Origin of the sequence: Chromatium okenii (assembly GCF_002958735.1) — a bacterium.
In the GTDB taxonomy this organism is placed as follows: Bacteria; Pseudomonadota; Gammaproteobacteria; order Chromatiales; family Chromatiaceae; genus Chromatium; species Chromatium okenii_A.
Window position 1 is genome coordinate 256,324 of record NZ_PPGH01000018.1, and the last position, 18,992, is coordinate 275,315.

Annotated in this window: 21 protein-coding genes and 1 pseudogene; 11 read left to right on the top strand and 11 right to left on the bottom strand. The window is 54.4% G+C overall.

What is annotated here, in order from left to right; genetic code table 11:
* The first annotated feature begins 33 nt into the window (after window positions 1-33).
* Entirely contained in the window at window positions 34-1,566 is a 1,533-nt protein-coding gene (murJ, locus tag CXB77_RS04230; protein ID WP_105072908.1) for a murein biosynthesis integral membrane protein MurJ, read from the top strand.
* A 44-nt stretch (window positions 1,567-1,610) separates the two neighbouring features.
* Here murJ and CXB77_RS04235 read toward each other — a convergent pair whose 3' ends face one another.
* The 5 genes from CXB77_RS04235 to parE form a co-directional block, all read right to left on the bottom strand.
* Window positions 1,611-5,504 carry a DUF3683 domain-containing protein gene (locus CXB77_RS04235; protein ID WP_105072909.1) on the bottom strand — a complete coding sequence of 1,298 codons (3,894 nt, stop codon included), beginning with the start codon at window positions 5,502-5,504 and terminating at the stop codon, window positions 1,611-1,613.
* A 68-nt stretch (window positions 5,505-5,572) separates the two neighbouring features.
* On the bottom strand, window positions 5,573-6,040 hold the full coding sequence (locus CXB77_RS04240; RefSeq protein WP_105072910.1) for a HepT-like ribonuclease domain-containing protein: 468 nt from the start codon (window positions 6,038-6,040) through the stop codon (window positions 5,573-5,575).
* On the bottom strand, window positions 6,037-6,318 hold the full coding sequence (locus CXB77_RS04245) for a nucleotidyltransferase domain-containing protein (RefSeq protein ID WP_105072911.1): 282 nt from the start codon (window positions 6,316-6,318) through the stop codon (window positions 6,037-6,039). Before CXB77_RS04245 ends, CXB77_RS04240 begins: the two co-directional genes overlap by 4 nt.
* A 40-nt stretch (window positions 6,319-6,358) precedes the next feature.
* The gene (locus CXB77_RS19535; protein WP_172452518.1) at window positions 6,359-6,496 is read right to left on the bottom strand and encodes a hypothetical protein; all 138 of its coding nucleotides are present in this window, start codon (window positions 6,494-6,496) and stop codon (window positions 6,359-6,361) included.
* A 24-nt stretch (window positions 6,497-6,520) separates the two neighbouring features.
* On the bottom strand, window positions 6,521-8,407 hold the full coding sequence (gene parE, locus CXB77_RS04250) for a DNA topoisomerase IV subunit B (protein ID WP_105072912.1): 1,887 nt from the start codon (window positions 8,405-8,407) through the stop codon (window positions 6,521-6,523).
* Between the two features lie 267 nt (window positions 8,408-8,674).
* Between parE and pssA the strand changes: the two are divergent.
* The 10 genes and pseudogenes from pssA to CXB77_RS04285 all read left to right on the top strand — a co-directional run bounded on the left by pssA (window position 8,675) and on the right by CXB77_RS04285 (window position 16,062).
* Window positions 8,675-9,435: pseudogene (gene pssA / locus CXB77_RS04255) on the top strand (CDP-diacylglycerol--serine O-phosphatidyltransferase).
* A 147-nt stretch (window positions 9,436-9,582) separates the two neighbouring features.
* On the top strand, window positions 9,583-9,819 hold the full coding sequence (locus tag CXB77_RS21085; protein WP_242445420.1) for a hypothetical protein: 237 nt from the start codon (window positions 9,583-9,585) through the stop codon (window positions 9,817-9,819).
* Window positions 9,783-10,118, top strand: coding sequence for a hypothetical protein (locus CXB77_RS21090; protein WP_242445421.1), 336 nt, complete (start codon window positions 9,783-9,785; stop codon window positions 10,116-10,118). Before CXB77_RS21085 ends, CXB77_RS21090 begins: the two co-directional genes overlap by 37 nt.
* The gene (locus CXB77_RS21095) at window positions 10,102-10,545 is read left to right on the top strand and encodes a hypothetical protein (protein ID WP_242445422.1); all 444 of its coding nucleotides are present in this window, start codon (window positions 10,102-10,104) and stop codon (window positions 10,543-10,545) included. The genes CXB77_RS21090 and CXB77_RS21095 overlap by 17 nt, the downstream gene beginning before the upstream one ends.
* Window positions 10,546-10,717: 172 nt before the next feature.
* Window positions 10,718-10,933: a hypothetical protein gene (locus CXB77_RS21100; protein WP_347338052.1), complete on the top strand. Its 216-nt coding sequence runs from the start codon at window positions 10,718-10,720 to the stop codon at window positions 10,931-10,933.
* The gene (gene bchJ, locus CXB77_RS04265; RefSeq protein WP_105072913.1) at window positions 10,930-11,526 is read left to right on the top strand and encodes a bacteriochlorophyll 4-vinyl reductase; all 597 of its coding nucleotides are present in this window, start codon (window positions 10,930-10,932) and stop codon (window positions 11,524-11,526) included. Before CXB77_RS21100 ends, bchJ begins: the two co-directional genes overlap by 4 nt.
* The gene (locus CXB77_RS04270) at window positions 11,523-12,932 is read left to right on the top strand and encodes an AMP-binding protein (protein ID WP_242445424.1); all 1,410 of its coding nucleotides are present in this window, start codon (window positions 11,523-11,525) and stop codon (window positions 12,930-12,932) included. The genes bchJ and CXB77_RS04270 overlap by 4 nt, the downstream gene beginning before the upstream one ends.
* A gap of 31 nt (window positions 12,933-12,963) precedes the next feature.
* Window positions 12,964-13,926, top strand: a complete 963-nt coding sequence (pip, locus tag CXB77_RS04275; protein ID WP_105072915.1) for a prolyl aminopeptidase — start codon at window positions 12,964-12,966, stop codon at window positions 13,924-13,926.
* Window positions 13,923-14,360, top strand: a complete 438-nt coding sequence (gene dtd / locus CXB77_RS04280) for a D-aminoacyl-tRNA deacylase (RefSeq protein WP_105072916.1) — start codon at window positions 13,923-13,925, stop codon at window positions 14,358-14,360. The genes pip and dtd overlap by 4 nt, the downstream gene beginning before the upstream one ends.
* A gap of 127 nt (window positions 14,361-14,487) precedes the next feature.
* A complete protein-coding gene (locus tag CXB77_RS04285; RefSeq protein ID WP_197710991.1) occupies window positions 14,488-16,062 on the top strand; it encodes a DNA methyltransferase in 1,575 nt (524 codons plus the stop codon).
* Window positions 16,063-16,157: 95 nt separating this feature from the next.
* On the opposite strand, the gene rapA is transcribed toward CXB77_RS04285, so the two are convergent.
* The 6 genes from rapA to CXB77_RS21125 form a co-directional block, all read right to left on the bottom strand.
* Window positions 16,158-17,693 (bottom strand): RNA polymerase-associated protein RapA, encoded by a 1,536-nt coding sequence (gene rapA, locus CXB77_RS04290; protein WP_242445425.1) that lies wholly within the window; start codon window positions 17,691-17,693, stop codon window positions 16,158-16,160.
* Between the two features lie 98 nt (window positions 17,694-17,791).
* Window positions 17,792-17,968, bottom strand: coding sequence for a hypothetical protein (locus CXB77_RS21105; protein ID WP_242445426.1), 177 nt, complete (start codon window positions 17,966-17,968; stop codon window positions 17,792-17,794).
* A gap of 126 nt (window positions 17,969-18,094) precedes the next feature.
* On the bottom strand, window positions 18,095-18,277 hold the full coding sequence (locus CXB77_RS21110; protein WP_242445427.1) for a hypothetical protein: 183 nt from the start codon (window positions 18,275-18,277) through the stop codon (window positions 18,095-18,097).
* Window positions 18,274-18,414 (bottom strand): hypothetical protein, encoded by a 141-nt coding sequence (locus tag CXB77_RS21115; RefSeq protein ID WP_242445428.1) that lies wholly within the window; start codon window positions 18,412-18,414, stop codon window positions 18,274-18,276. Before CXB77_RS21115 ends, CXB77_RS21110 begins: the two co-directional genes overlap by 4 nt.
* Before the next feature lie 2 nt (window positions 18,415-18,416).
* Complete coding sequence (locus CXB77_RS21120) at window positions 18,417-18,575, bottom strand: hypothetical protein (RefSeq protein ID WP_242445429.1); 159 nt, start codon at window positions 18,573-18,575, stop codon at window positions 18,417-18,419.
* Window positions 18,521-18,991 (bottom strand): hypothetical protein, encoded by a 471-nt coding sequence (locus CXB77_RS21125; protein ID WP_242445444.1) that lies wholly within the window; start codon window positions 18,989-18,991, stop codon window positions 18,521-18,523. Before CXB77_RS21125 ends, CXB77_RS21120 begins: the two co-directional genes overlap by 55 nt.
* Window position 18,992 lies beyond the last annotated feature (1 nt).

Below are 18,992 nucleotides of genomic sequence, written 5' to 3' on the forward strand. Positions count from 1 at the left end.
TTATAATCCGACGCTTTTTAAGGAGCATTCGTTGTGCCTTCACTCATCACCTCGTTAACCACCGTTGGCAGCAATACGCTGTTATCACGGGTACTCGGTTTCGTGCGCGATTTAGTCATCGCCCGAGTGTTTGGCGCTGATGCTGGCACTGACGCTTTTTTTGTGGCCTTCAAAATTCCCAATCTCATGCGCCGCCTCTTCGCCGAGGGTGCATTTTCAATGGCATTTGTGCCGGTGCTCAACGAATACCGCGAACAACAGGGGCGCGTCGCACTCAAAGCGTTCATTGATGACACCACTGGGCTGCTCGGCGCCGCATTGCTGCTCACCACGCTGCTCGGCATTCTTTCCGCGCCGCTGTTGGTGCTGCTGTTTGCGCCCGGTTTTATCGGCGATCCCGCGCAGCATGAACTCGCAACTGCCTTGTTGCAGATCACTTTTCCGTATTTATTATTCATTTCATTAACCGCCTTAGCGGGCAGCATTCTCAACACTTACGACCGTTTTGGCGTTCCCGCATTTACGCCCGTGCTGCTCAATCTCAGCTTGATCGGCTGCGCGTTGTGGCTCGCACCGCACATGCGCGAACCCGTCAGCGCGTTGGCGTGGGGCGTATTGCTGGCTGGCGTGGCGCAGTTGGCATTGCAAATTCCCTTTCTGCGCCAGCTCCAACTGCTGCCGCGTCCGCGTTTCAATCGCCACAATCCCGGCGTCCGCCGCGTCCTCAATCTGATGGGGCCGGCATTGTTTGGCGTCTCCATCGCGCAAATCAGCTTGCTACTCAATACGTTACTGGCATCATTTTTAACCAGCGGCAGCATTTCATGGCTTTATTATTCGGATCGGCTGATGGAATTTCCGCTGGGAATTCTCGCCGTTACGCTCGGCACGGTGATGTTGCCGCATCTGTCGCAGCGCCATGCCGCCAACGATCCTGAAGCGTTTTCGCACACGCTGGACTGGGCGCTGCGGTGGATTGTGCTGCTCGGCGTTCCAGCGGCAGTCGGTTTATTGACGCTGGCTGGGCCGTTGATGGCGACGCTGTTTTATTCCGGCGAATTTGGCGCAGATGATGTGACGATGGCGAGCCACAGTTTAATGGCGTATGCGCTTGGTTTAGTTGGATTTATGGCAATTAAAATTCTAGCAACCGGCTATTACGCTCGCCAAGATATGCAAACGCCAGTGCGGATTGCGGCTCGCGCTTTGCTGATTGGCATGGTGTGTAATCTAGTGTTGATGGTGCCATTCGGTCACGTTGGATTGGCGCTGGGCACGACGATTGCGGCGCTGCTCGATGCCGGATTATTACTGCAAGGTTTGATTAAAACGCAGATTTTGCGCCCAGCGGCAGGTTGGCTGGCGTTGCTGCTGCGCAGCGCCTTGGCCAACGCGATGATGGGCGGATTATTGTTTATTGGTACTGGCGCAATTGCGGATTGGTTGGCGTTCACGGCGAGCGAACGGGTGTGGCAATTGCTGCTGTGGATAATAACGGGCGGTGCAGTTTATATCGGCACTTTGCTGGCGCTGGGTGTGCGCCCACAGCATTTGAAAGCGCATTAACTGCGCATTCAGTTTTTTTATTCGTTATCATCCCGTTTTACGAATTAAAGCAACACCCGCTCAATTCCGACATTTTGTGCCAGCGTAATAAAATGATCTCGCCAATCTGCGCCCAGCATTCGTTCTGCCAATTCAACCACGATGTAATCAGTATTTAATCCAGTATCATCCTGATACCGCGCCAGCCCTTGTTGACATGCCGGACACGCAGTTAATAATTTCACTTCGTTATTCAATACGCGCTCTCTGCCAATCAATTGGCGAATGCCCGCCGTCAATTCTTCCTGTTTGCGAAACCGCACCTGATTGGCAATATCTGGTCGCGCCGTGCCGAGCGTTCCCGCTTCGCCGCAACACCGCGCCGATAACGTCACCGGCTGCCCGAGCAGATGGCTGGCGACCTTCAGCGGCGCGTGGGTTTTCATCGGCGAATGACAAGGATCGTGATAAAGATATTGAACCTCTGCGGTGCTGGGCAGCGTAACGCCTTGTTCTAACAGCCATTCGTGCACATCGAGCAGCCGACAGCCGGGGAAAATCCGCTCAAATTCGTATTGCAGCAGTTGATCCATGCAGGTTCCGCACGACACCAGCACGGTGCGAATATCCAGATAGTTCAGCGTGTTAGCGACGCGATGCAACAGCACGCGATTGTCCATCGTGATTTGTCGCCCTTTCGCCTCCAAACCGCTGGCGCGTTGCGGATAACCGCAGCACAAATAACCCGGCGGCAGCACCGTTTGTGCGCCCTGTTCCCATAACAGCGCCAGCGTCGCCAATCCGACATCGGAAAACAGCCGCTCGGAACCGCAGCCGGGGAAATAAAACACCGTTTCTGCATCTTCGGGCGCAATGCGCGGATCGCGCAGAATCGGCACTTGAGTGCGATCTTCCAGCGCCAGCACTTGCCGAAACGTGTGCTGTGGCAATCCCACGCGCAGCGGGCGACTCACCAAATCCAAGGTTTGCGCGATCAACTGCGGAGCGCCGGTCGTCGCCGCTGGGCGAGCAGTGCGGCGAGCAGTCAGATGCAACTGTTTCGCCGCGCCGTGCGCGAGGTTGATCGCCGCAAATCCCCACTGCGCCAGCACCTGACGCAACACGCGCACTGCTCGCGGATCAGTCGCGTTGAGAAAGCGCATTGCTGCCCAAGCGGCTGGATTAAAACGCTTTTCGCCGTGTGCAACCAAAATGCGCCGCATCCGCATCGTCACGTTGCCAAAGTCGATGTTGACCGGACACGGCGGCAAACAGTGATGACAGACGGTGCAATGATCGGCGACATCATTCATCTCGGCGAAATGCCGCCGTGACAGCCCGCGCCGCGTCTGTTCTTCGTATAAAAACGCCTCAATAATCAAGCCAGTGGCAAGGATTTTATTGCGCGGCGAATAACTCAAATTGGCGCGAGGAACGTGGGTCATGCACTTGGGTTTGCATTTGCCGCAGCGCAGGCAGTGGCGCACATCGTCATTCAGTGCGCCGAGTTCGGTTTCTTCCAAAATGATCGCTTCCTGCGCCACCAGTCGCAGCGAGGGCGTGTAAGCGCCGTCCAATCCGGCATTCGGCATCAGCTTGCCGCGATTAAAAACTGCTTGCGGATCAACGCGCTGCTTGTAGGCGACAAACGCCTCCAATTTCGCGGGATCGAGAAATTGCAGTTTGGTAATGCCGATGCCGTGCTCGCCAGAAATCACGCCGCCCAATTCAGTCGCCAGCGCCATGATGCGGGCAACGATGCGCTCGGCTTCATGCAGCATCGCGTAATCCGATGAATGCACAGGGATATTGGTGTGCACGTTGCCGTCGCCGGCGTGCATGTGCAGCGCCACAAACAACCGCGAATCGCGGATTTGCCGATGAATAGCAGCCAGCCGCTCGCGCACTGCTGCCCATTCCTGACCCGAAAAAATGTCATTCAATCGCTCGGCGACTTCCTGCCGATAGGACTGGCGCAGCTCGCGGCGGAGCAGCAGTTGCAAGGTTTTCGCGCCTGACAACTCTTCTTCATCCAACCGTCCCAAAATTTCCCGCCAGCGTTCCTGCGCCGCACTCACCACCGCACACGCTGCATCGCGTTTCGCCGCAAACAGCGCCAGCGCCTCAGCGGAATCAGCATCGGGCGGCAGCGCCAGCTCGTCAGTCAAGTATTCCAACACTGCCGCCATGATCGCGTCCTTGTTGCGGATCGACTGCTCGATGTTGATGCGCTCAATTCCTCGGCTGTAATCCGCCAGCCGCTCCAGCGGAATCACCACGTCCTCGTTGACTTTGAACGCATTGGTATGACGGGAAATCGCGGCAGTACGGGCGCGATCCAGCCAAAACCGTTTCCGCGCTTCGACGCTGCTGGCAATAAAACCCTCGCCGTCTCGCGCCTGAATTAGCGTCACAACGTGCGCCGCCGCTGCATCCACCGCTGCCGCGTCATCGCTCACCAAATCGGCGAGCAGCAGCATTTTGGGCAACGTTCGCCGCGTCGATTTCGTTGTGTAACCGACGGCGCGGATGTAACGCTCGTCGAGATGTTCCAACCCAGCAATCTGCACCTCCGGCACGGTCGCAATGAAATCGCGGATTTCGATAATTGCCGGAACCGCCAGCTCTAAATCTGTCCCGAAAAATTCCATGCACACGGTGCGAACGTGCTCAGGCATTCGATGCAGGATGAACCGCGCCGAGGTGATGATTCCGTCGCAGCCTTCTTTTTGTACGCCCGGCAGCCCGGATAAAAACTTGTCGGTCACATCCTTGCCCAGCCCCGCTTGGCGAAACGCTGCGCCCGGAATTTCGAGAATCTCCGGCGCACTTTTCGGCGTCACGCCGTCCATTGCAAAGCGACTGAGACGAAAGCGCACCAGCGGCTGCTCGTGAATTTTGCCGAGATTGTGATCGAGGCGTTCGACCTCCAACCAATCCGCTTGCGGCGTCACCATCCGCCACGACGCGAGATTGTCCAGCGCCGTGCCCCACAACACCGCTTTTTTACCGCCAGCATTCATCGCAATGTTGCCGCCGATGCAGGAGGCATCCTGCGAAGTCGGATCAACCGCAAACGCCAGCCCGTTGGCATCCGCCAAATCGGAGACGCGCCGCGTGACGACGCCCGCGCCGCAGTGAACGGTTGGCACTAAATCCCCCCAACCTGCTTGTTTTGACAAATCCCCCCAACCCCCCTTTTTCAAAGGGGGGCTATTGTTCTCCCCCCTTGGTAAAAGGGGGGCAGGGGGGGATTTCAACGCCGGCAATTCCACCAACTCCACGCCCGACAGTTGCTCCAATTTTTCGGTATTGATGACGGCAGTCAGCGGATGCAGCGGCACTGCCGAGCCGGTGTAGCCCGTGCCGCCGCCGCGTGGAATCAGGGTTAAACCGCAATCAATACAAGCGCGAACGATGGGCGCGATTTCCGCCTCGGTGTCCGGCGAGATGACCACAAACGGCAATTCCACGCGCCAATCGGTCGCATCAGTCGCGTGCGCAACCCGCGCCAGCCCACCAAAATCAAGGTTATCGCGGCGCGTGATTCCTGCAAGTGCTTGTTTTAACTGCTGGCGCTGGCGCTGCTCGGTCGCAAACCAATTGACAAATCGCGCCACCGCTGCTCGCGCCGCAGCCAATAACGTCGCTGCATCGGGATTGGCATTTAATCGCGCCTCGAATTGATCGAGGCGATGATTTAATGCAGCAAATAACAATTGCCGCCGCCGCTGATTTTCCAATAGATCATCTTGCAAATATGGATTGCGCGTGACCACCCATAAATCACCGAGCACTTCAAACAGCATTCGCGCCGAGCGTCCGGTTCGCCGACTGCCGCGCAATTCTTCAATTAAGCGCCACAGCGGTTCACCGAGAAAACGAATGACAATCTCGCGGTCAGAAAATGAAGTGTAGTTATAGGGAATTTCACGAATGCGGGGTTGGAGTGTGGTCATGGTTAATTCAGCTTAAACTATAAATACGCGAACGATTTAATCACTGTTATTATTTCATATTTTAACTTCTAAACAATACCTGCGTCATAACGAGAAATTAACGCATTGCTGTATTGTTTCACTTGAGGAATTGCTGCCAACAACACTGGCGTGAGTGTTACAACTGCGCGATAAATTTCAGGCATTTTATCATTCGCGTATTCATGGGCAATCAGATTTCTTAATTCACGAATTTGCACCAACTGACCTGCTTGCGCCATCCAACCCCGCTTTTCTGCACGTTGAATACGATCTAAAACAGTACCTTGCGGCGTTAATTCTAATTCATCAATCAACCGCATCACGCGCTGTATTAACAGATCAGCAAGCCGTGCAAAACGACTGGTGAGCGATTCTAAACGTTCCAATTCTTCAAGTGCCCACGTCGAGCAATGAATCAATTGTTGCGAACGTTCTAATGAAAACTGTAAATGGGTTGCTGCCGATTCAAGATTAACAAGTTCTCCACGCAGCCATTGGATTTTTTCTGGGTTCATAATCGTATTCCGCTTTTGGTTGCAATTTGTGCTAATGGATGCGCAGTGTCTGATTCAATCATCACATCAATTTTCTGTTCTCCCAAATGCCGATGCAGTTGTGCCAATATCTCAAGTTTATTCATCAAATCAATGCGGTTTGATAACACAAACAGATCAATATCGCCGCCTCGTGCTTGATCGTCAGTGCGTGATCCAAAGAGATAAATCTCGGCGTTTGGGTCAACGGCAGTGATTGCTTGATGAATGGTTTCTTGTTCAATGATTGTAAGGCGCATTTTAAGTGGCTTGTTATGTTAAACAGCAAGGAAAAACAATTTATCCAATAATCGTGCCTAAAATATAGGAAATCGTTGCAACCACAAGTGTCGATGATGATGACAGCGCAATAAATATGACCAGCACTGCGATGATTGCAATTAATACGCCGATAATCTTGTTGGTATGCTTATCCATTGTTTCCTTCCGTTAATTGCCAAATTAAACGGCAGCTAAATCGCCTTTTTCTTGTAACCAATTGCGTCGATCTGCGGCGCGTTTTTTTGCCAGCAATAGATCAAGCAGTTGATCGGTATCGTCATCGTTTTCAATGGTTAATTGCACCAGTCGCCGCGTGTCTGGATGAATCGTTGTTTCGCGCAGTTGCAGCGGATTCATTTCCCCTAATCCTTTGAAACGCTGCACATTAATTTTGCCTTTAATCTGCTCGGCGATTAGGCGATCAATCACGCCATTTTTTTCATCATCATCCAATGCGTAATACACCCGTTGACCGACATCAATACGATACAACGGCGGCATGGCGACATACACATGACCTTCGGCAACTAAGCGCCGAAAATGCCGCAAAAACAAGGCACATAGCAACGTCGCAATGTGTGCGCCGTCCGAATCGGCGTCGGCCAAAATGCAGATTTTGCCGAAGCGCAATCGGCTCAAATCGTCGCTACCGGGATCAACGCCGATGGCGACGGCGATGTCGTGTACTTCCTGCGAGGCGAGGACGGCGCTGGCGTCAATTTCCCATGTATTCAAGATTTTACCGCGCAACGGCAGAATCGCTTGAAACTCCCGATCTCGCGCCTGTTTCGCTGAACCGCCTGCCGAATCGCCTTCCACCAGAAACAGTTCCCCGCGTTCAGGATCGGTGGTCGTGCAGTCGGCTAATTTGCCGGGCAACGCGGGACCGTGCGTGATTTTTTTGCGGGTGACGATGCGCCCAGCGCGAAGCCGAATTTGTGCAGCGTTGATTGCCAATTCCGCGATGCGTTCGCCCTCGGCGACGTGCTGATTCAGCCACAAACTGAACGCATCTTTGGTCACGCCGGACACAAACGCGGCACATTCCCGCGACGACAGCCGTTCTTTGGTTTGACCGGAAAATTGCGGTTCGCGCAGTTTCACGGCGAGGATGTAGCTGACGCGATTCCACACATCTTCCGGCGCGAGTTTCACGCCACGCGGCAGCACATTGCGGAATTCGCAAAACTCGCGCACTGCCTCGGTCAAACCGCTGCGCAGCCCGTTGACATGCGTTCCGCCCTGCGCAGTCGGAATGAGATTGACGTAACTTTCCGCCACTGCTTCGCCGCCATTCGGCAGCCACGCCAGCGCCCAACTTGCAGCGGCGTTCGGGCTGGCAAAATCGCCGATGAACGTCTCCGCCGGAAGCAATTCTGCGCCATTAACCGATTGAATCAGATAATTTTTTAATCCGTCGCGGTAACACCAGATTTGCATTTCGCCGCTGGTTTCGTCGCGGAAACGCACTTCCAAACCGGGACAGAGCACCGCTTTGGCGCGGAGCAAATGAATCAACGGTTTCACTGCGAATTTCGGCGTGTCGAAATAGCTGGGATCGGGCCAAAAACGCAGCCGTGTTCCAGTGTTGGAGCGCCCAACCGTGCCGATCTGCGTGAGATCGCTGGTTTTCACGCCGTGCGCAAAGCGCATCTGATATTCCGCACCGCCGCGTTTCACCCAAATTTCAAGTCGTTGCGCCAGCGCATTCACCACCGACACGCCGACGCCGTGCAAACCGCCAGAAAATTGGTAGTGCTCGCCGTTGAATTTGCCGCCGGCGTGGAGCCGCGTCAGGATGACTTCAACGCCGGGCAAACCTTCCTGCGGATGCAGATCAACCGGCATTCCGCGCCCGTCATCGCTGACTTCCAGCGAGTTGTCGGCGTACAACACCACGTCAATGCGGCGAGCGTGACCGGCCAGCGCCTCATCGACACTATTATCAATGACTTCCTGCGCGAGGTGATTCGGGCGCGTGGTGTCGGTGTACATGCCGGGGCGTTTGCGCACCGGATCAAGTCCCATCAGCACTTCAATCGCAGAAGCATCGTAATTGCTGGTCATATCGATCAAAACATTCCGTATTAAAAAAGTTGTCAGCAGGAAACGCGATGACTAATCACTGTTGGCATTATGCGGTTGAAAAAAAGTGTCAGTTAACGGTTGCCAGTAAAAACAACGTGCTCACCACCAACTGAAAACTGACAAATAACAACCAAATCAACATTTTGTGTTTTCAACTCCTAAACTGATAACTGCATCAGTCAGAGCCAACTCCCGCGCTATACTCACTAATGCTGTTGGCGTTCACTCTATCTGTTTGGAACCACTATGGACGAAACTCCTTTTCCTCGTAAACGCCCTCGCGGCATCTACCTATTGCCCAATCTGTTCACGACAGCGGCGCTGTTTGCGGGATTTTATGCCGTACTTGCGGCGACGCAGGGTCGTTTTGAAGCGGCATCGTTGGCAATTTTTGCGGCAATGGTGCTCGACGGCTTTGATGGTCGCATCGCTCGCCTCACCCACACCCAAACCGATTTTGGCGCGGAATACGACAGCCTCTCGGACATGGTCGCGTTTGGCGTCGCCCCAGCGTTAGTGGCTTATCACTGGGCACTCGGCGCACTCGGCAAAATCGGCTGGCTCGCCGCATTTGTGTACACCGCAGCCGCCGCGCTGCGTTTAGCGCGATTCAATACGCAAATTGGCGTTGCAGATAAACGCTATTTTCAAGGGCTGGCAAGTCCCGCCGCTGCCGCCATCATCGCCAGCGGCATCTGGACCGCCAACGATCTCAACCTCTCTGGAACCAGTCTGGCGTGGTTCACCGCCTTTTTAACTGCTGGCGCGGGATTATTGATGGTGAGTAATTTCCGCTATCTCAGTTTTAAGCAGCTGAATTTGCAAGGACAGGTGCCATTTTTACTCACAGTTGTCGTCATGTTGGCATTTGCCATCGTCTTTATTTATCCGCCATTAGTGTTATTTTTACTCGCGCTGGCTACGCATTATCTGGTCCGACGTGGACGCTTTTACGACTAAAACTAAATCGCAGCCGTCGCCGCACTGGACGCGATGATCCGCAATAAATAACCGCTATTGATCCATACCATTTCCATGAATTGAGGTGTAACTCATGCGTCTATTGATAATGCCGCCAAAAGACGAGCATTTTTAAATATTACCCGCGACATCCAGAATGATGATAACGCAATCTGACTCAGTGGGTTTTCAATATGACATCTCTGTTAGCGTCTAATTTACCGCTTGAATTATTAGAACGACATGGTCACGCACCATTAAGCTGCGGTTCAGCACCCAGTCCATTTATAGGTGACAACACCTTTAGCGATGCTGAATACCGCAACGTACTGACAGAATTGCACCAGCGTCCAGAAGAAGCCTTAGCATTTATGTACACGTTCCGTTTTGTCATGTGCGCTGTTTGTATTGCGCCTGCGATACCACAGTAACGCACAGTTTGGAAAAAGTTGATCGTTATCTCGACGCGCTAGAAAACGAATTATCGTTGGTGACAGATTCAATTGGACGCGGGCGACTGGTGAATCAATTGCACGTCGGCGGCGGCACTCCAAATCATCTCAATGAACCGCAATTAGCGCGATTAGTCGAAATCATCGAACGGTATTTTTGTATTGCGCCTGATGCGTGTACGTCAATTGAATGTAACCCGCGTCGCTCATCTGCTGGGCAATTGGAATTATTATACGGATTAGGCTTTCGGCGGATTAGTTTTGGGTACAAGATTTAAATGCGATGTGCAACGCGCTATTGGTCGGGTGCAATCACTCGATATGGTGCGCGATGTCTTTTTAACTGCCCGCGAGACTGGTTTTCATAGCATTAACCTTGATCTCGTTTACGGTTTACCTTTTCAAACGCGCCAAGGTTTTCAATCGACGCTGCAACATATTCTCGCGCTCAGTCCTGATCGCGTGGCCTGTTTCAGTTACACCCACGATCCGCGACGCGCCCGCATCAACACGCCATTAACACCGATCATTGCCCAGCGCTGCGGAAAAGTTGGCGCTATTTCACGATGCAGTTCATGCCTTTACCGAGGCTGGTTATCGCTGGGTTGGTTGGACGTGTTTGTCCGCGAAACCGATGAGCTGGCGAATGCCAAACCGAAGGGCGACTGCATCACAACGCGATTGGTTACACCCGCTGCCGAGTAAACAGGTGCTCGCGTTCGGACCGAGCGGCATTGGCGAAGTCGGCGGCGTGTTGGTGCAGAACGAACCGATTTGAAAACGTGGCAAACGCGGCTCGATCATTATCAATTGCCGGTCGCGTGGGGACGGCGGTTGAGCGACACCGATCGGCGGCGGCGAAGCGATTTTGTCGTTGATGTGCAACCTGCAACTGCCAGCGAATGTGGCAGCGGATTTGGCGCAGGATTACGACCGGTTACGCGAGCACATCGCGCAGGGTTTGGTGGAAATGTCCGCTGACGGGATTCGCGTCACCGATGAAGGGCGTTATTTGCTTGCGCATCTGTGTGCCGAACAGGACGCATTTTTAGAATTAGACACAGCGCAAAGGCGTTTAGGATCAAGTAGATGACCGCAAACATTCATCATGGACGCATCGGCCCGAATTCCATCATTCGCGTCGCCGAGGCTTTGGAAGCTGCGCATGGAACGGCAGCAGTGACGGAACTGTTAAACCGCGCCGAATTGAGTCGTTATCTCGACGCGATGCCCACTGAAATGGTGCTGGAAGGCGAAGCCATCGCGCTGCAACAAGCGTTGCGGGCGCAGCTCGGCATTCCGGCAGCGCGAGCAGTGGCGCGAGATGCGGGGCTGCGCACCGGCGATTATCTGCTGGCGAACCGCATTCCGCGCTCGGCGCAACGGCTGTTAAAAATCCTTCCGGCACGATTGGCAGCGCGAGTGCTGCTCAAAGCCATTCGCGGCAATGCGTGGACGTTCGTCGGCACGGGAATTTTTGACGCTGAACCGAAATTTCCGCCGATGATTTTCATCACCAACTCGTTGATTTGTCGCGGCGAAACGGCGGATGAACCGCTGTGTGATTATTACGTCGGGACGTTTGAGCGGCTGTTTCGGCAGTTGGTGCACAAAAAAGCCGTCGTCACCGAAATCGCCTGTCATGCCAAGGGCGACCGCCGGTGTGTGTTTGAAGTGCATTGGTGATCGCCACCGCTCCAGCACTGATTTATGGCGCGGAATGTTGGAGCGTTGCCGCATTACGCACTCGTGCCCAGCACCGCGCTGACTTTCTCACGGCGCAAGGTCTCCGTGCTGGGCAAGTGGTGTTAGCGCCGGACGCGCCAGCGTTTGATCTCATTTTGCTGCAACACGCGCTCGCCACTCTCGGCGCCGCACTGTTGCCCTATCGCGCCAATGCCACACCAGCCCAAATTGCTCAATTGGTCGCCACCACGGGCGCGGAATGGCGCTGGTTTCCTGAATCTAATCAATTGGTTGAAACCGGTTGCAACACCGTACTGGCGACGAAAACTGCGCTGGCGCTCCTCATCAACACCAGCGGCAGCAGCGGCACTCCGAAGGTCGTCATGTTGACGCGAGACAACCTGCTCGCCTCAGCGCAGGCGGCGAATGCGCGGCTGGGATTGCAGGCTGGCGACTGCTGGTTAGCCTGTTTGCGCCTGTGTCATATCGGCGGAATTTCAATCAGTTATCGCACTGCGTTGGCAGGGGCGACGCTGCTGCTGCACGATGGTTTTGATGCCGCAAAGGTGCTGGCTGATTTGCAGCGCCAGCCGGTAACACATCTGTCAGTCGTGCCGCCGATGCTAGCGCGGTTGCTCGATCTTGATCCGATGCCGCCGCCAGCGTTGCGGGTGCTGCTCGTGGGCGGACAAGCCATCAGTCCGGCGCTGTTGCAGCGGGCGCTGGTCGCTGGGTGGCCGGTTTATCTCAGCTACGGCATGACCGAAACCGCCAGCCAAATTGCGGTGAGAAATCCCCCCCGCCCCCCCTTTTCCAAAGGGGGGAGTAAGAAAAGCCCCCCTTTGGAAAAGGGGGGTTGGGGGGATTTGTCAACGGGCTTAAAACTTTCCGCTGGTGTGGAAGTGCAAGCGCCCGACTGCATCGCGCCAGCGCAGCGTTTGCGAATACGCGGCGCAATGGTGATGGCGGGTTATGCCACGCCGCAGCGCCAGCCGGGAATCGGTCTGGTGAACGGTTGGTTTGAAACCGCCGATCTCGGTTGCCTGAACGCCGAGGGGCAGTTGCATCTGCACGGACGCGCTGATGACGTTTGTGTGATTGGCGGAAATAACGTGTCGCTGGCGCGAGTGGAAACGGTCATTAACGCAGCGCCGGGCGTTGCCGAAGCAGTGATTGTGGTGCTCGACGACAGCATTTGGGGACATCAACTGATTGCGGTGTATCGCGGCGAATCAGATGCAGCGGCGGTGCAACGCTGGTGTCAGACGCAATTATCCGGCGCAGAACAGCCGCGCCAAGTGCTGCGAATGCGCCGGTTGCCGCTGCTCGCGTCCGGCAAATATGATCGCCAGCGGTTGACGGCAATCGTGCATCGCCTGCTGCGCGACCTGACACGCCGGTCATAAAATTTATTCATTCAATTGGTTAGCGGTATTCGTGGACACTAACAGCGCCGATCTTTATCCCATCATCAAGCCATTCGCCACGCACTCGCTCGCCGTGGGCGACGGACATCGCTTGTATCTCGAAGAATGCGGATGCCCAGACGGGATTCCTGCCGTGTTTTTGCACGGCGGTCCCGGCGCAGGTTGCGAACCCGCACACCGCAGTTTTTTCAATCCCGACCGTTATCGCGCCGTGCTGTTCGATCAACGCGGCTGCGGGCGCTCCACGCCACACGCAGCATTAAATGCCAACACCACTTGGGATTTGGTCGCCGATCTCGAACGCATTCGCCAACATCTCGGCATTGAACGCTGGCTGGTGTTTGGCGGTTCGTGGGGTTCGACGCTGGCGCTGGCTTACGCCCAAACCCATCCCGAGCGCGTGACTGCGTTGATTGTGCGCGGGATTTTTCTGTGCCGCGAAGCGGAGATTCGCTGGTTTTATCAGGACGGCGCGAATTGGGTGTTTCCTGATTTCTGGGCAGATTTTCTCGCACCGATTCCGGTTGCCGAGCGCGATGACCTGTTGACTGCCTATCACCGGCGCTTGACCGGCAGCGACGAAGTGACGCGAATGGCAGCGGCAAAAGCCTGGTCGATTTGGGAAGGGCGCACGGCAACGCTGCTGTCCAATGCTGATTTGCAAGCACATTTTGCCCAGCCGCATCTCGCGCTCAGTTTGGCGCGAATTGAAAGCCACTATTTCGTCCATCGCGCTTTTTTGGAACCCGACCAACTGCTGCGCGATGCGCACCGATTGGCATCCATTCCCGGCGTGATCGTGCAAGGTCGCTACGATTTAATTTGTCCGCTGCGCTCGGCGTGGGAACTGCATCAAGCGTGGCCAACGGCGGAATTGCAGATCATTCCCACCGCTGGGCATTCGGCATTTGAGCCGGGAATTCGCGCCGCACTGGTTGCAGCAACGGATCGCTTTGCGCGAGAACTGGCGTGATTGGTTTGTTGCAGCGGGTCACGCGGGCGGAAGTGACGGTCAACGGCGAAACGGTCGGCGCGATTGAACGCGGCTTGCTGGTGTTGATCGGAGTGCAGCGCGGCGACACCGAAGCGCGAGCGGAGCGATTGCTGGCGCGGCTGCTGAGTTATCGGGTGTTTCCCGACGCTGCCGACCGCATGAATCGCAGTGTGCAGGACATCAATGGCGGACTACTGCTGGTTCCGCAATTCACGCTGGCGGCGGATACGCAGCGCGGCACTCGCGCCAGCTTCACCAGTGCTGCTGCGCCCGCCGAGGGTCAACGGTTATTCGATTATTTGGTGAATCAAGCAGTTGCAGCACATCCGCTCGTGGCGACCGGACAATTTGCCGCTGACATGCAGGTCGCATTGGTCAACGACGGCCCGGTCACGTTTTGGCTTGAAACTTGAACCGATACTTTTGAGTTTCTAAATATCTTATTTTATTCAAACTAATTTGTGCGCTGCGCAATTAAGTTTTAATGAACATCAGAAAGTTAAGTTTTTAATTGCGTCACTCTTAAACATGGTAAAGCGCATGAATAACAACGAATTGTATTATGGCGACAATCTGGACGTGCTGCGCTACAAAATTGAAAAAGACAGCATTGATCTGTGTTATATCGACCCACCGTTTAATTCCAAGCGCAATTACTTTCAGATTTATACCAATGTCGGCAAGGAAGATCAGGCGCAAGCACAAGCCTTTGTTGATACTTGGACTTGGAATGCGTTGGCAGATCGCGCTTTAATCGAAATTATCGGCAATGAAGGCGGACGTTATACGCGCCAAACGATTGAATTGCTCAAAGGATTCGATGCAGTTTTAGGGCACAGCGGTTTATTATCTTATCTGGTGAGCATGACGCAGCGGGTGAATGAGATTCAGCGCGTATTGAAACCCACCGGCAGTTTTTATCTGCATTGCGATCCCACTGCTTCGCATTATTTGAAATTGATTTTAGATAGCGTGTTTTGTGCGCGGGGTGGAGATTTTAGAAATGAAATTATTTGGCATTATGGTCAGCGTACAGCATTTCATAAACATCATTTTAGTCGTAAACATGATGTTATTTTGTTTTACTCAAAATTAAACGCTAACACAACCTTTAATGAAGTTTCCGAACGATGGGATAAACAAGAATTTTTAGCAAAACGTCATGATGTTATGCTCGATGAAAATGGAGTTGAATATGTTTTTGCTGATGGTGGAAAAACAGGAAAAAGATATAAGCGATTGGTCTCCGATGTCATTGCCACTGGGAAACCGTTAGATAGTGTTTGGAACATTCCAATACTCAACTCATCTGCTAAAGAACGCCTCGGTTATCCCACGCAAAAACCAGAGACATTATTGGAGCGCATCATTCAAGCCAGCAGCAATGAGGGCGATGTGATTTTAGATGCCTATTGTGGTTGTGGCACGACCGTTGCAGTTGCGCAGCGATTAAAACGCCAATGGATTGGTATTGATATTACTTATCAAAGTATTGCGGTCGTGCTCAAACGCTTAGAAGACCAATTTGGCGCTGCCGTTCTGAATACCATCACCTTAAACGGCATTCCGCGAGATATGGAATCCGCCAGCGCACTGGCGAATAAAACAGATGATCGGTTGCGCAAAGAGTTTGAGAAATGGGCGGTATTAACCTATAGCAAAAATCACGCAATCATCAATGAAAAGAAAGGCAAGGATCGCGGTATTGATGGCATCGTTTATATTGCCACGGGTAAGAATAGCAGTGCCCCGGTGGTGTTTCAGGTGAAATCTGGCAAGGTGAATCGCGGTGATATTGCCAAATTAAACAGTGATCGCATTCGTGAAAAAGCCGTGATGGGTATTTTTATCACGCTGCAAAAACCAACAACTGACATGAAACAAGAGGCACTAGATGCTGGTTTTTATCACTATGAATCACATGATCGGAATGATCCAGTAATTCGGATTGTTACCGTGCAAGATATGATTGAAAAACGGGAATTGATTGATTTACCGCTGTTGCGCAGCGTGTTAAAAACTGCTGCCAAATCGAATACTGATGAGCAATTCAATATCTCATTGGATGAGACTGCGCCTGATGAACAAATCACGATTGAAAATGCTCTCAATTAGCCAGATTAAAATCTGCGTAACTGTGTGAAAGTGACGCAGTTAAACCGTCAGTGTTTGTACTCACTCTTTGTAAAAAGTGGTAATGAATTTGCGATTCAAGTCATCACCACCAACCGCAGCGCATCCAACCGCAATTCCACCCGTCCGAGTGCACGATCAAGCTGCTCGCGGCGATGCCGCAAAAACGCAATTTCATCGGGGCGCACGCTGGGATTGACCTGCGCCAGCGCGGTTAACCGCTCCACTTCTGCGCCGAGGGCGCTGTGCATTTGCGTCCGCGCTGTCGTTTCCAAACCGCCCAGCGCCGCCTGCGCCAGCGTTTCGCCGCGTTCAATCAGCGTCGCCAGCCGCGCCGTTTGCGAGGCAATCACGGATCGCGCCAGCGCCGAATTGTGGGTCAAACAGTCGCCGCGCAGCGTTTCATGCGGAAATTCATCGGCGCAATCGCGCCCCGCTCCATCCAGTAATAACCGCAGCAGCGTTGGCGGTAAAAAGCGCCCGATCTGCAATTCCGGCGGCGCTGGGCAATCGGCGACAAACAGCATTTCCAGAAACAGCGTCGGTTGCGCAAACTTTCCGTTATGAATCAGCGTAATCGCGGCAGCGCCTAAATCGGAAGCAGTCAACAATTCCATGCTCTCGCGCACCATCGGATGTTCCCACGTCAGGAACTCGCGGTCTTCGTGCGCCAGCGCATCGCTCCGCGTGAAAGTCGCGGTCAATCCGTCCTCCGGCAAACGCGGGAAAGTTTCGTGCAACATTTCTGCGCCGGGGCGAATCACCACTGAACCGCCAGCGCCCGGCTCCGCTTCGACGCCAAATCCATCCCAAAATTGCTGCATATAACTGGCGACATCGCGGCGAGCGTCCACTTCAGCAATCGCAGCAACCAGCGCGGCGGACACTGCCGGACGATGCGAATGCAGTTCCAACAACCGATCCCGCCCAGCGGCGAGTTCGGCGTTGAATTGAGTCGTGAGCTGGCGCGTCTCGGCAATGAGCGCCTCGGCTTGATTGAGATTCTCCAGCGCTGCATGAAGCGTCTCGCGCTGGCGGTCATAAACATTGGCTGCCGCTGGGCAAATCGCATCAAACGCGCCCAGCCCTTCGGCATACCAACGAAACAGCACTTCTTCAGAACTATCAGTGAGATAGGGTACATGCAGCCGAATGGTTTCGGTTTGACCGATGCGATCCAGTCGCCCGATGCGCTGCTCCAACAAATCCGGTTCCAGCGGCAAATCAAACAGCACGAGATGATGCACGAATTGGAAATTGCGCCCTTCGCTGCCGATTTCCGAACACAACAGGATTTGCGTCCCGTCTTCCACCGCCGCGAAATACGCGGCAGCGCGGTCGCGCTCCACGATGTCCATGTGCTCGTGGAAGATCGCCGCATAAATTCCCGCTCGCCGGAATAACTCTTCGCGCAGCGCCAGCACCGTTTTGGCGTGGGCGCAAATCAGCAGCACTTTCGCTGGGCGCAGTTCGCGCAACGTGGCAATCAGCCAGTCAATACGCGGATCGGTGTCACTGTTTGGCGCTTCCATTTCGCCCCGCGCCAGCGGATACGCCAGCAATTGCCGCTGCGGAAAACCGGCAACCGCAGCGCGAGTGTTGCGGAACAGCACTCGCCCAGTGCCGTGACGATCCAGTAATTGCTCAATCAGATTTGAAATCCCCCCCTGCCCCCCTTTTTCTAAGGGGGGAGATGAAGAGGTGGCTTTTTCTAAGGGGGGAGAAGCAGAAAGCCCCCCTTTAGCAAAGGGGGGTTGGGGGATTTGTCAAAAAAGGAGGATTTATCCAACGATTGCAGCAACTCGTGATCGGCAGCGGTCAACGGTTCGTCATCCAACAAGCGAGCGCGAGCGCGGCAATTGGTGCATAACCGGCGGCTTCGCTTCAAACGCGCAAGCTGTGAAACCGCGCCGGATCAAGTAACCGCAGTCGCCCGAAATGCCCAGCGCGACCGAGTTGCTCTGGCGTCGCAGTGAGCAGCAACACGCCGGCGTGCATTCCGCCAGCCCCGCGATCAACGCATATTCCGGGCTGACGGCAGTTTCCGACCAGCCGAGGTGATGCGCTTCATCGACCACCAGCACATCCCATTGCCCAGCGAGACGGCGCGTTTGATCGCTGGGCTGGCGAGCAGCACGTCCAAACTACAGAGCACCTGCTGCTCATCCAAAAATGGATTGCTGTCGGCGTTGGTCATGTCCATGCGCTCGTCGTCGAACAGCGCAAACCGCAGATTGAACCGCCGCGCATTTCCACCAGCCACTGATGCAGCAGCGGTTCGGGCGTGACGATCAGCACTCGCTGGGCGCGTCCGGTCAACAACATGCGGTGCACAATCAAACCGGCTTCGATGGTTTTGCCCAGCCCACTTCATCCGCCAACAGCACTCGCGGCGCAGCACGTTCTGCCACTTCGGCAGCCAAGCCGAGCTGATGCGGAATCAGCGCGACGCGAGCGCCGAGCAGTCCCAGCGTCGGCGAGCTGGCTTCGCGCATTCCCTGCTGCCAAGTGTGATAACGCAGATAAACCAATGATCGGCATCTACGCGCCCAGCCAGCAGGCGCTGCCGAGGGCGATTGAGTCGCAGCCGATCATCCAATTCGGCTTCTGGCAATTGGCAACTGCTGCCGTCGAGCGTTTCGCAATCGTAAATGAGCAAACCGCCGCTGGCGCGAATGCCGGTAACGCGCAACTGCTGCCCAGCGCGATCCCGCACCCGTTCGCCGACTGCTAATTCCACCCGCGTCAACGGTGCTTCGGCCAGCGCATACAACCGCGTTTCGCCAGTGGCAGGATAATTGATGCGAATACAACGCCCTTCGATTGCCGTGACGATACCCAGCCCCAATTCGCTTTGGGTGTCGCTCAACCAGCGTTGACCAACCATGACCTCGCCCGTGAAATTTTCCATC